12 protein-coding genes are annotated in these 11922 nt (G+C 51.1%); 6 read left to right on the top strand and 6 right to left on the bottom strand.

Annotation, left to right across the window (positions count from 1 at the left end; translation table 11 throughout):
• Positions 1–85: 85 nt before the first annotated feature.
• Positions 86–964 (bottom strand): SMP-30/gluconolactonase/LRE family protein, encoded by an 879-nt coding sequence (locus ACAW87_RS04940; protein ID WP_370722048.1) that lies wholly within the window; start codon positions 962–964, stop codon positions 86–88.
• Positions 965–1194: 230 nt separating this feature from the next.
• Here ACAW87_RS04940 and ACAW87_RS04945 point away from each other — a divergent pair, with 230 nt between their 5' ends.
• From ACAW87_RS04945 to ACAW87_RS04955, 3 genes are all read left to right on the top strand, one after another.
• The gene (locus ACAW87_RS04945; protein WP_370722049.1) at positions 1195–1419 is read left to right on the top strand and encodes a hypothetical protein; all 225 of its coding nucleotides are present in this window, start codon (positions 1195–1197) and stop codon (positions 1417–1419) included.
• Between the two features lie 129 nt (positions 1420–1548).
• Entirely contained in the window at positions 1549–2898 is a 1350-nt protein-coding gene (locus tag ACAW87_RS04950) for an OmpA family protein (protein WP_370722050.1), read from the top strand.
• Positions 2899–2952: 54 nt separating this feature from the next.
• Positions 2953–3840: a S1 family peptidase gene (locus ACAW87_RS04955; protein WP_370722051.1), complete on the top strand. Its 888-nt coding sequence runs from the start codon at positions 2953–2955 to the stop codon at positions 3838–3840.
• 1 nt (position 3841) lies between these two features.
• Here ACAW87_RS04955 and ACAW87_RS04960 read toward each other — a convergent pair whose 3' ends face one another.
• A complete protein-coding gene (locus ACAW87_RS04960; RefSeq protein ID WP_370722052.1) occupies positions 3842–5113 on the bottom strand; it encodes an MFS transporter in 1272 nt (423 codons plus the stop codon).
• Positions 5114–5331: 218 nt separating this feature from the next.
• Complete coding sequence (locus ACAW87_RS04965; RefSeq protein WP_370722053.1) at positions 5332–6177, bottom strand: M12 family metallopeptidase; 846 nt, start codon at positions 6175–6177, stop codon at positions 5332–5334.
• Positions 6178–6508: 331 nt separating this feature from the next.
• Between ACAW87_RS04965 and ACAW87_RS04970 the strand changes: the two genes are divergently transcribed.
• The 3 genes from ACAW87_RS04970 (at position 6509) to ACAW87_RS04980 (ending at position 9411) form a co-directional block, all read left to right on the top strand.
• Entirely contained in the window at positions 6509–8191 is a 1683-nt protein-coding gene (locus ACAW87_RS04970; protein ID WP_370722054.1) for a fatty acid--CoA ligase, read from the top strand.
• Positions 8192–8299: 108 nt separating this feature from the next.
• Positions 8300–8788 carry a metallophosphoesterase family protein gene (locus tag ACAW87_RS04975; RefSeq protein ID WP_370722055.1) on the top strand — a complete coding sequence of 163 codons (489 nt, stop codon included), beginning with the start codon at positions 8300–8302 and terminating at the stop codon, positions 8786–8788.
• A 14-nt stretch (positions 8789–8802) separates the two neighbouring features.
• Entirely contained in the window at positions 8803–9411 is a 609-nt protein-coding gene (locus ACAW87_RS04980) for a class I SAM-dependent methyltransferase (protein WP_370722056.1), read from the top strand.
• 224 nt (positions 9412–9635) lie between these two features.
• On the opposite strand, the gene ACAW87_RS04985 is transcribed toward ACAW87_RS04980, so the two are convergent.
• The 3 genes from ACAW87_RS04985 to ACAW87_RS04995 are packed head-to-tail and all read right to left on the bottom strand — an operon-like array spanning position 9636 to position 11918.
• Positions 9636–10379 carry a hypothetical protein gene (locus ACAW87_RS04985; protein ID WP_370722057.1) on the bottom strand — a complete coding sequence of 248 codons (744 nt, stop codon included), beginning with the start codon at positions 10377–10379 and terminating at the stop codon, positions 9636–9638.
• A 13-nt stretch (positions 10380–10392) separates the two neighbouring features.
• Complete coding sequence (locus tag ACAW87_RS04990; protein WP_370722058.1) at positions 10393–10965, bottom strand: phosphatase PAP2 family protein; 573 nt, start codon at positions 10963–10965, stop codon at positions 10393–10395.
• Positions 10966–11012: 47 nt separating this feature from the next.
• Positions 11013–11918, bottom strand: a complete 906-nt coding sequence (locus ACAW87_RS04995; protein ID WP_370722059.1) for an FHA domain-containing protein — start codon at positions 11916–11918, stop codon at positions 11013–11015.
• Positions 11919–11922: the final 4 nt, after the last annotated feature.

Below are 11922 nucleotides of genomic sequence, written 5' to 3' on the forward strand. Positions count from 1 at the left end.
TTTTATACGGTTTCAACTCGCACTAAAAAGCCCGGTTTACAGTATGCAGACCGGGCTTTTTAGTGCGAGTTGAAACGAGTTCGTGTTATTTTACCCGATAGGCAACCAAGCTGTTTTTAATGAACGTTGGTACCAGCAACAGCTTTCCACGCTTAATATACCAAATGTCTGCTGCGTTAATTTTGGCCGCCCGCGAATCGAGCAGGTTTTGTTTTACGCCATCTTTACCCACATAGAATACCTGTCCGTTCCAGTCAGAGACGAAGTGTCCGCCCGTTCCGTCAGCGGCAATACCGTCGGTGTTGCCCATTCCATCGGCCAGGGTGGTCATTGTTTTAGTAGCCAGATCGAGCCGACGCAGAGCGCCGGTTTTGGTGCTGCCAATCAGCAACGAACTGTTCCCTTCCGCTAGAATGCCGTTGGGTTTCTGAAGTTGATCGCCCGACATAAATACGCTCCAATTACCTTCTTTAAGCCGGTAGATTTTGTCGAAACGATTATCCGTCACATAAATAGTACCGTCTTTGGTAACTGTTACATCGTTAAGGAATGAATTTTTCGGATCAATGGCATCATAGGTGTTCTCAACCTGTCCGGTAGCCGTGTTGATTTCCACCAGCCGGTACACATCTGTTACGTAGAGTTTTCCCCGGTAAAGTGCCATGCCCTTGGGCGCGTTGAGGCCCGTTGCCCAGCGCAGATTAGTGATTGTACCATCGAGGGTCATTTGGCTGATAAATCCGTTTCCGTCGAGTTCATCGGGCTTGCCATCGATATTCGACACGTAAATGATGCCCGAGCCACTGTCGTACAGCGCCGATTCAGGTACGCGAAGGGTGGAATCTGATTGCCAGACCTTCACCAGTTTTTTTGGCCTAGGTTTTGCGATTGAGGGGCTGGTGGTGACAGCCAAAAGAAGAAGGACTGTAAAAAAGCAGACGAGTGTGCCTGATGACTTGATCATGAGTAGTTTGTTTTCGGTGGTAAAAGAAAGGTAGTTTTTGCCTACTACAAGCTCAGTCGACAAATTTCCAGCGATCGGTTAGTCGCCTTTGACGGCCGACAGGTGCGTAGTGAATCACCAAAAAGACTGGATAGTAGCGTAGTCTGATAAAATTCGGCGTATTCGTAATTTTAATAAACCTTCTCACTATGAGCCCGTTAATGACCTGCTACCCTCTAAATCATACAGCTATGTTTACTCAACAAAACCAGCACGATGTGGCTTCAACGTTGAAAGCAAGTATCCAGGATCTGGCTCGTTTGCAACAATGTTATAATCCGTCTGACGAAGTATTCTGGGCTTTCTTCAACGCCCGTGTTCTCATGAATGAACCGGTTGAAGTAGACGATTTTGTTCGTCAAACCATCATCTCCGATGAACCGTATGGCCATTTGATAGCCAGAGCTATTGGCTGAATGTTGCCAAAACCGGTTGTAAGCAGCGCCGGGGAAAGAGGGTAGTTGACTGTTCTGCAGCCTAACAAAAACCAACATTCCCCCTTTTCTCCGTGTTGATAGCCTACACTCACGTTATCTAACTGAATTATGGCTGTAAATCTGCTTACCTATCTTTCTGATCAATTTACACCTTCCGTAGTTGACCAATTGGGCACCCGGCTCGGCGAATCACCTGCCAACACAGATGCGGCTATCAAGTCGATTATTCCGATCGTGCTTGGTGGCTTGGCTCAGCGTACCCGGGACGCGTCTGATGCCAGTGAAATCATTGATTTTTTGCAAAATATCAGCTATACCCAGACGGCAACACCCCTTGATATTTCACAGGTAAGCGATAGTGCTGCCGAAATTGGTGATGCTGTTGCCGGGGGCGGCCGGTTCATTGATCGGATACTGCCTAACCAAACCGACCGAGTCGCCACCGATATTGCCCGGCACAGTCACGTCAACCGAACGTCGGCGCTGAGTTTGATGAACCTGGTGGGGGCCGTGCTGGAAGGTATGCTGGGCCGTCAGGTACTCGAAAGTGGTATGACTGATGTGAACCTGAGTACGCTGGTGGCGGGGCAAATAGCGCCCATTCGGGCGGGGATACCAGCCGGATTAGTCGGACTGGGTACTTCGCTGGGTTTCGATAAACTGGGCGTACCCGATACCGGCGACGCTCAGGGAGTAACTACGTTTATGAGTACGCCCTCCAACCCTGACCTGCCACGAAGTCCGTTGGTTGAGCGTGAAAGACAAAACGTGAACTGGCTGCGTTGGGCCATGATTGCCGTGGGTGCGCTGATTCTGTTTTTGATTGTTCAAAAGTGTCGACAACCACAATCCGGCACTGAAGGTGTTTATACTGATACCACAGCCCGAACAGAGTCAGATGCTCAGGAAGATACCTCGGCTACAACGAGGGCTAACGTGGAGGCCGCTAATGGTACACCCGCAGGTACGTTGCCGACCGGGCCCCTGGGCGCAGAGCCCTCCGACGAAGAGAAAAGCCAACTGGATCTGCCGGGTGGACGCCGTATCAATGTGGCCCGAAATACCTTCAACGCCAATTTAGCCCAATTTCTGGGTGGCAAAACCCGACCGGTGCCTCGTACGTTCACGTTTGAAAACCTGACGTTCGAGACCAATTCGACACGTATAACTACGTCATCGAAACCGAATGTGAATGATCTCATCGAGATTATGAAAGCCTACCCGTCGTTACAGATTAACATTCAGGGGCATACAGATAACACGGGCAACGCGACAACCAACAAAAAGCTTTCGCTCGACCGCGCCGACGCTGTGCGTACAGCCCTTACGTCGGCGGGTATAGATCCTGACCGGATTACTACACGGGGGTTTGGAGCTGAAAAACCAGCCGCGGAGAACGATACTGAGGAGGGGCGGCAACAGAATAGGCGTATTGATGTGGTGGTAACGAAGCTATAAGACTAGGACTTCTTCCGACTTTGAGCGCTATTTTTGCGCCTTAGCCCACTACCTATGTTTGCAGACGCGATTGACATTGTTGATCCATTTACCCGACCCATTCATTCCATTCTCCGCCTCTACGGCCACAATGAAGTTATTCCCGGTTCTGCCACGCTGTTCTTTGTCAACAACGAGGCCTGCGCCATCACCTGTAAGCATGTAGCCGAACTGATTGTTCAGTCTGACTCGATCTTTGGGCAGTTCAACTCGTTCCGGGCCGAACTCCGGCAATTTCAACGCGACAAAAACTACGCGCACCTGCTCCAGAAATTGGAAGAAAAGTACGGTTTTAAAGGAGAAACTGTTATTCGGGTGCGCAATACGTTTATGAACTGCGTTGATCAATTCACCGAGCTAAAGGTAGACCTGCACCCCACGCAGGATCTGGCCCTGATTCGGTTTATCGGGTATAATCGCACACTATATAAAGGGCACGCTACATTTCTACGCGATAGTACCCGCGCCCGGCCGGGGCGTTCGCTTTGTCGACTTGGCTACCCGTTTCCCGAGTTCACCAACTATCGGTATAACGCTCAAAACGACGACATTGAATGGATGAGTGAAGGACGCGATACAACGCCTAAATTTCCCATCGATGGGATCATTACCCGGCTGCTCTCTGACAATGGTACGAATGTTACCGGCATTGAACTGAGCACGCCCGGCCTGCGGGGCCAGAGTGGCGGACCATTATTCGATATGAACGGACTGGTATATGGTATGCAGGCCGAAACGCGTCACCTCCACCTGGGCTTCGATATTGAGGGCCGCGATGTGATGGTGAACGGGCGCAAGGCCCGTGTTTCTAACTACCCCTTCCTGAACGTGGGGGCTTGTATCCATGTCGACGTGATCAAACGTTTTCTAAGCGACCATCAGGTGGCGTATTCGGAAGGTTAAACTAGTTGATCTTTACTTTGAAGAGGTCTTTTGAGCGGGTGTAGATGTAGCCAACCACCGCAATAGTTACTACACCACCCGCCAATACTGATCTAACGGTACCCAATATACGCGCGGCCAGTCCAGACTCGAATGCCCCGATTTCATTAGACGAACTAACGAAGATACCATTGACCGCTGCCACCCGGCCACGCAGGTGATCGGGCGGAAAAATTTGCAGAATGGTTTGTCGAATGATGACACTTACACTGTCGAAGGCACCGGTTAGCGCCAACATAACCAACGACAGGTAGAAGTTGGTGGAGAGGGCAAAAATGATAGTAGCCACGCCAAATCCGGTAATCGAGAGCAACATATTACGCCAGGCGTTGTGGGTAGGTGGAAATTTAGCCATGAATAGCATGGTCAACACAGCCCCAATGGCAGGGGCAGATCGCAATACCCCCAACCCCTGAGCGCCCACTTTAAGAATGTCTTCGGCGAAGATGGGCAAAATGGCTACCACGCCGCCAAACAGCACTGAGAAAAGATCCAGCGATATGGCGTATAGGACAATTCGGTTGCCAAACACAAACGTAAATCCTTCTTTCAAGCTATCCCAAAAACCAACGTCTGTCATATCATGGTTGGCTACAACCGGGTGGCGCTTGATCAGAGACAGGAAGATAAAGCAAAGGCCGTACAGAAAAATGGCCGTCAGCAATGTATTTTCAAAGCCGATCGCGGCGTAGAGTAAGCCGGCTATGCCTGGTCCAACAATAGCACCGGCTTGCCAGAACGAACTACTCCAGGTCGATGAGTTGGCGTAGAGTTCGCGGGGCACCAAAAACGGTTTTAGCGACGAACTGGCGGGTGAATAAAACCCCCGGGCCGTGCCAATCAGCATCAGTACGCCATATATAACCGCTAGCCGAACGGTTTGAGAGAATTGACTCACCACTGCCGGCTGGAAAGCAGCATATAAAATCACCGAGCTTAGCATGATAACACCAAGGCTGATTTGCAGAATACGCTTTTTGTCGCGCCGATCGGCCAAATGACCACCAAACAGTGATAAGGCAATAAACGGAATTGCCTCGGCCAAACCTACCAGTCCAAGTGCGAGTGGGTCGCGGGTAATTTTATAGAGTTCGTAACCCAGAATAACCTCCTGAATGAGCAGGGTGACGGTAATGAAAAAGGAATTGAGGATGAAATTGCGGAAATCTGGAATTCGCAATGAAGCAAATGGATCGTGCGGTGCGGGAGAAGAACCGGAATCGGATACGGGCATGATACTAGGTAGAGGTCAACGTCTAAAGGGCAACGTTTAAAGTTGCCTCGCCGGTTCATCAACCAGTACAGCATCTGAGATAACAAAGCAGAATAGGTTTAACACAGAGATGCTGAGCACACAGAGCTGAAATAGAATACTAGTCAGCTTTATTGTCACGAAAAACGCTGTGTGCTCAACGTTTCTATGTTAAACCTATCCTCCACCAGCACTACCTGTCAGGGATACATCGTTTGCACGGTGGCTATATCGAGTGGCGACAGGTAATCGCGTTGAGCCGTGAAGGTTGAGCCGTCTTTCTTGACCAATGTAGGCTCACCGTTTGCGGAGAATCCCCACGAGTTATACAGCATAACCGAATTAAAGTCGAATCCGCCGACATGATCAAAACCATCGCGGTTCATCTGAACGTATGTTTTGAAGTCATTTTCGTAGCCCGGCATGATGTTCTGGGTCAATACGGTTACCGAGTTGTCGCGGTCGGCCCGGCTATGTTCGTGGTAGAGGCCAACTGTGTGTCCGATTTCGTGAATGGTGTTGCCGGTGGTACACCAGCTCGACAGGGTAATAAACTGCTGACCACCTACCCGGCCAACGTAGGCTGAACAACCGGCACCCGGCTGGAAGGTAACATAGTTATACTGCGTTGTACGCGGCACAAAACGAATGGGTGTGTTGGCTTCCCAATGCGCTATGGCATCCGTTACCCGTGCCTGATCGGGTAGGTTAGGGTTAATGGTGTAGTAGACAATCTTTCCTGCCCAACGCAAGCTTTTCAGCGTCCGTCCTGTGCCTTCTGTAGTCCGTTCCGGATCGGCTAACTCGTTGGCTGGTAAGATTATATCTCCCTGGAAAACGGCCTCACCATTTATAAGACGGTAGGTGACTGGTTCGCCCCGAAACGTGGCTTTTTTGAGGGTGCCTGCCTGAAGCGGGTAGGCTGTCTCTACCGGATACCTCGCCTGGGTAGGAGCTAAATCTGTTTGTTGCTGATCCGTTGAGCAGCTGAAGAGACATAGAACTGCCAGTGCAGTTCCCGCCATGGAGAAGTGTACGTTTTTCATGATTCAGTCGAATGAATGTTAATGTGTACGTTGTATTACTACTCAAATTTGAGGCCATAATTTCTGTATGAACTAAATTTGGTTTACATACGGCTTAAATATTTTATATGGATTTATCTACTGGGAAAAATGCGTAAACAAATATGTATATAATGTCTATAGATTAACATTCATAAAACGGCCCATTTTTGGTGCAAAAAATTGAAATTGTACTATCTGTATATGATATTGTTATACATGGTCGCTGAGCCCCTCAAAAAAGATTTACTTTTGTCCACCAAAAAAATCGATCCTTACAGGCACTCATTAACTCGCTAAACATCCATTCACTATGTCTGTCCGCTTAATTCCCCGGGTTACATCGGCCCATGAGCCACCCATGCTCATCAAAAATCTATTACACCAGTCAGACCGGTACGAGCCTAACCGGGAGATTGTCTATCGAGACCTGTTCAGGATGACCTACACCACGTTTAATCAGCGGGTGCGGCAGTTGGCCAATGTGCTGACAAAACTAGGCGTCAAAGCGGGCGATACGGTTGCTGTGATGGATTGGGATAGTCATCGGTATCTCGAGTCATTTTTTGCCGTACCGTGTCTGGGAGCGGTACTGCATACGATTAATGTACGGTTGTCGCCTTTTCAGATTCTGTACACCATGAATCACGCCGTTGATAAGGTTGTGCTGGTGCATGAAGATTTTCTTCCTCTTTTTGAGGGAATCAGATCGCAGTTGACGAGCGTAGAAACCGTGATCGTACTTAGCGATTCAGTCTACGATGTCGCCACTAAACAGATAAATGTGTCCGGCTATGCACCGCCCGCCACTACCGCCGGGGAATACGAAACGTTGCTTAGTGCGTCATCGCCGTCATACGATTTTCCTGATTTCGATGAAAACGCCATGGCCACTACGTTTTATACAACCGGAACAACGGGTCACCCCAAAGGCGTCTATTTCTCTCATCGTCAGTTGGTGATGCATACGTTGGGTTTGGGTATGTATGTGTGCGGATATCAGGCGGTTTCGTTTCAGTCGAGCACCGATGTATACATGCCCATCACGCCGATGTTCCATGTCCATGCCTGGGGCTTTCCATATCTGGCCACTATGCTATCGGCTCGGCAGGTATACCCCGGCAAGTACGAGCCGGCAATGTTGCTGAAACTGATTCTTACAGAAGGGGTCACCTTCTCTCACTGCGTGCCCACTATTCTGAACATGCTGGTGAGCAGCCCGGCCGCCGTTCAGTTCCGCGAGCAGTTAAGTCGCTGGAAAGTTATCATTGGCGGCTCGGCTCTGACCAAAGGCCTGGCCACGGCAGCCATGAACATGGGGATTCAGGTGTATCAGGGGTATGGTATGTCAGAGACGGCACCGGTTATGGCCATAACGTACCTGAACGACCACGAACGACAGCTTGCCGCCCTTGATCAGGTACCGTTGATCACACAGGCCGGTCGAATTGCCCCTTTCATAGAGCTACGACTGATGGACGATCTTGGGAATTTTAGGCCACACGATGGCGAAGCCGTTGGCGAAGTAGTAGCACGTGGCCCCTGGTTGACGCAGGGCTACTGGCAGGAGCCCGACCGAGGCGATGAACTCTGGCGCGATGGTTGGCTACACACCGGCGATGTGGCCAGCATTACGCCTGATCATTGGGTACACATTGCCGACCGCACCAAAGATGTGATAAAAACGGGAGGTGAGTGGGTATCATCGCTCGAAATTGAGGATTTACTCTCGCAGATCGAGGGTGTGGCCGAAGTAGCAGTTATTGGGTTGCCCGACGAGAAATGGGGCGAACGGCCGCACGCTATCATTGTTCCTAAACCGGACTATAAAGACAAACTTCAGCCAGAAACCATAAAAGCGGCCTTACAAATGCGTGTCGACAACGGTGAGTTAAACAAGTGGTATGTACCTGACCGTATTTTGTTCGTTACCGAAATTCCAAAAACCAGCGTTGGCAAACTCGATAAAAAGAGGATGCGGGCGGAGATGAACTAGGGTGGTTTGTGGTTTGTAATTCGTGGTTTGTAGTTGCGTTGCTGATTAACCACTTCGTAGGAATAGCAGCGCAACTACAAACCACGAACTACAGATCACAAACTAAACATGACTCGAATCGGCCTTATTTCTGACACGCACAGTTACCTTGATCCGGCGGTATTTAGCCATTTTGCCGATTGCGATGAGGTATGGCATGCGGGCGATGTGGGAGCGCCTGAGGTAGCTCGGCAACTGGCCGATTTTAGGCCATTACGTATCGTTAGTGGCAATATTGATTCAGAGCGCGATTACCCGGCCAACCTCCGGTTTGAGCTGGAAGGATTCACCGTCTGGATTACCCACATCGGTGGTTCACCCCCGCGTTACAACCCTACCGTTCGGCCTGAGCTTCAACTTAATACGCCTGATATATTCATCTGTGGCCACTCGCACATTCTGAAAGTGGTTCGTGACCCCAAACTGGCCAACATGTTGTATATAAATCCGGGAGCGGCGGGGAAAACCGGTTTTCATCTACAACGTACCTGCGTCCGGTTTACGCTCGACGATAAACGGATCAGCGATATGCAGGTAATCGAGTTGGGGAAACGGTAGGGGCTTGATAACCAATGACTTTTGATGCGGTTGCCCCCTTCTACGATTCGCTGGCTCGGCTCTTCTTCGGCCGGTCGCTAATACGGGCGCAACAGTGGGGTATCGGTCAAGTACGTTCGGGGAGCCGCGTGCTGATGTTGGGAGGTGGAACAGGCGTTACCTTACCTGATTTGCTGAGTAGGCAACCCTCGAGTGTGCTGTTTGTCGAAGCATCAGGGTCAATGCTGACTAAGGCCCGACAACGTACCCAACCCGACGATCCTGTTTCTTTTCAGAAGGGTACTGAGGCTGACCTACCGGAGACTATACAGTTCGATGCCATCCTGTTGCCTTTTGTGCTGGATCTGTATCCGTTTCACACGTTGCAGGGACAAATGTTACCCACGTTACTTGACCATCTTGCTCCCGGTGGCCAACTGATCGTTACGGATTTTGCCCGTCCCCAAACTTACTGGCAACAAGCTTATATGTGGCTCATGCTCCGCTTTTTCGGGCTGCTAGCCAACATTCCCGCCCGCCAGTGGACAGACTGGCCTATGGCTTTACGGCAAGCCGGGCTGATGGAAGCAACAGGATGTTCATTCCGCGCCAATCAGGTACGTTCCGGTTGCTGGGTACGTTAGGCGGGGGAATTCGCCATTTTGGCTTGCCTGTGGCGAGAAACGTTGATTTCGCTTTGTTTCCGCGTTTCAAGCTTCGCGATTGTAACCCTTCGACTCCGCTCAGGTTGACATCGATCATCACCATGTTCAGTCAAACAGCTTGTGTTAGCTTGTCACCCTAAGCGGAGTCGAAGGGCCTACAGCGCGAAGCAAGGCGACATTCTCCTTAATCCCGTCGAAAAAGCTCAGTCCAATAACTCGGCCAGGGCTTCGTGTACTTCATCCAGCGAACCGATGTCGTACCATTCGTCGCCTCCCACGTCGAGGTAGTGACCATCGCGTTTGGGTGGTTTGGCCGTGCCTTCGCCGGGAATGAAGTCGTGCGCAAAAACAACGCTCATCAGCGTCCGAAGCTGTTCCCAGGGAAGCGTACGATGCTCTTCCTGACCATCCTGAACGGTAATGAGCTTCACCGTGCGAGTAGTGAATTCCGCCTGTAAGTGCACCTCTGAATCGCCGCTGCGCTGAAAGCTCAGGTAACTCATCTCAAACGGTTTTTCCTTTCCACTGGCTTCATAAATCGCCTGAATCAATTCCTGAATGGCGTATAAAAAAGGCTCAGCCTGTTTGGGGGTTCCCAGAACGGGATCATCGTAACCCGTATCAATGGTCACTTCGAGGAAATCGTCTTTCTCGCCCAAGGCTGTTTCATCAAACGGGTTAAGTTTGGTATTGGCCACGATCTGATGCACGACCGGTAGCCAGTCTTTACCCAACTGACCCGACCACGAAAAATCGTCGGTTAGGGTAAAGCCTTCACCCACAATGTCTTCTTCGTCAAGCTCTTCGCGGTCGGTATAGGTAATGGCGAAGTCGACGTGTAGGCCGTTCATGCCGGCGGGGCGGGCTGTCAGTTCGTAGAAATGGGTATAAGGGGCGGGGATCATCCCGGCCGATTGGTAGCGAATGTGGAGTGAAACGAACGACATCAGTCGGTATGGGTTAGCGGCGGGGTGGATAAGCCGCTCCCGCCAGCGTGTGATACAAAGATACAGCAACCACCGCCGCCAACGTACCTATACCGGCACCCGCCAGCACATCGAGCGGATAATGAGCGCCTACGTAGATACGACTGTACGACACCAGTAATGCCCACAGAAATAGCCAGCCGAATTGGCGGTAGCGTTCCCCGAAAAGCAGCCATAAACTCATGGCCAGGGTGAAGGTATTGGCCGCGTGCGACGAAGCGAAACCATATAACCCGCCACATGGTAATACTGGATTTATAAGGGCTTGCAGGGCTGGTTCATGACAGGGCCGCAACCGTAACGTAAGTGGTTTAAGCACCGCCGAACAAACCTGATCGCTGATGAGTACGGCCAGCACCAAGGTGAGTACAAGCCCTGTAGCCCGCCAGCCGAATCGCCAGCCCAGCCAAACAACCAGAAGTAGGTAGAACGGAATCCAGGTGTTGCGCTCGGTGAAAAGCACCATCAGCCCATCGAGCCAAGGGGTGTGCAGGTGATTCAGGAAAAGAAATAAAGCCGTATCGAGTTGATTGAGGGCGTCGCGCATGGTGGCGCAAAGATAGGGGATGGGTGAGCGCGTAGTAAGGTGAGCAATCAGATGGCTTCCAGTAGCAGGTTGGCTTCGCCGCCTAACTCAATCTGATCGCCCGCGGCAATGGCGTAGCCAACGCCGGGTAAGTCGGCGCGTTCAATGGTGTCATCGGCACGAAGAATTTTGGTTTTGTTGCCGTTGGCGGGTAGTCCTCCTGCATCGGCAGTGAGGCGGTAGCGCCGGTTGGCTGCATCGTAGCGGATGGTAGCGTGCTGCCGACTGACGCTCTGATTGGGCTCTCCCCGCACGGCGTCGTAACCCGGTTCACCAGGGTCGATAAATGCGATGTCGTTTGTTCTGACCCTGCCCGATGCTGTTTCTACCGTTCGGCCGCGCCCAATCCGAAATTCGGTTTGCTGGGTTGGGTCGAGTACATACAGGGTCTGGCTTGTTTGACCGGTGAGGGTACGAATACGAATTTTTAACGGCTTTCCCGCTGACTGATGGGTAACTTCCAGCCCTAGATTACCCTGTTGATAGGTGCAAGTGTTGGGGAAGTCATCGCGGATAAACTGCCAGTTAAACGTCCAGTCGGGTGCCAGACTAATGTACTGATCGGCCAGATGTCGGCTCAATTCGGCCTGAAAATGACCGGGTTGGGTAGCATACAGGGCCACTGCCATCCGTTCTTCTTCGGCGGTGTCTGCGCAACGTACCCAAAGTGTAAGGCCTATGGGCAGTCCGTTGGTTTCGCTGGCGTAAACCGCCAGTTTTTCTACGATAAACCGGTACATGTTTTCGCGCTGCCGGGGCGTAGTAGGCATACCTGACAGACTGGAAGCCGGTGTGTTGGCAACAGGCACAGGAGCGACCGGTACTTTGCCTGCTGCTTCAGCGGCCGACGACTGGTCGTTGGCTGGGTACGTTCCCAGTCCAAAAAGCTGTTTTAGATTATCGATGAAAGCCATATTT

The organism is Fibrella aquatica, from assembly GCF_041321135.1.
GTDB classification, from domain to species: Bacteria; Bacteroidota; Bacteroidia; order Cytophagales; family Spirosomataceae; genus Fibrella; species Fibrella aquatica.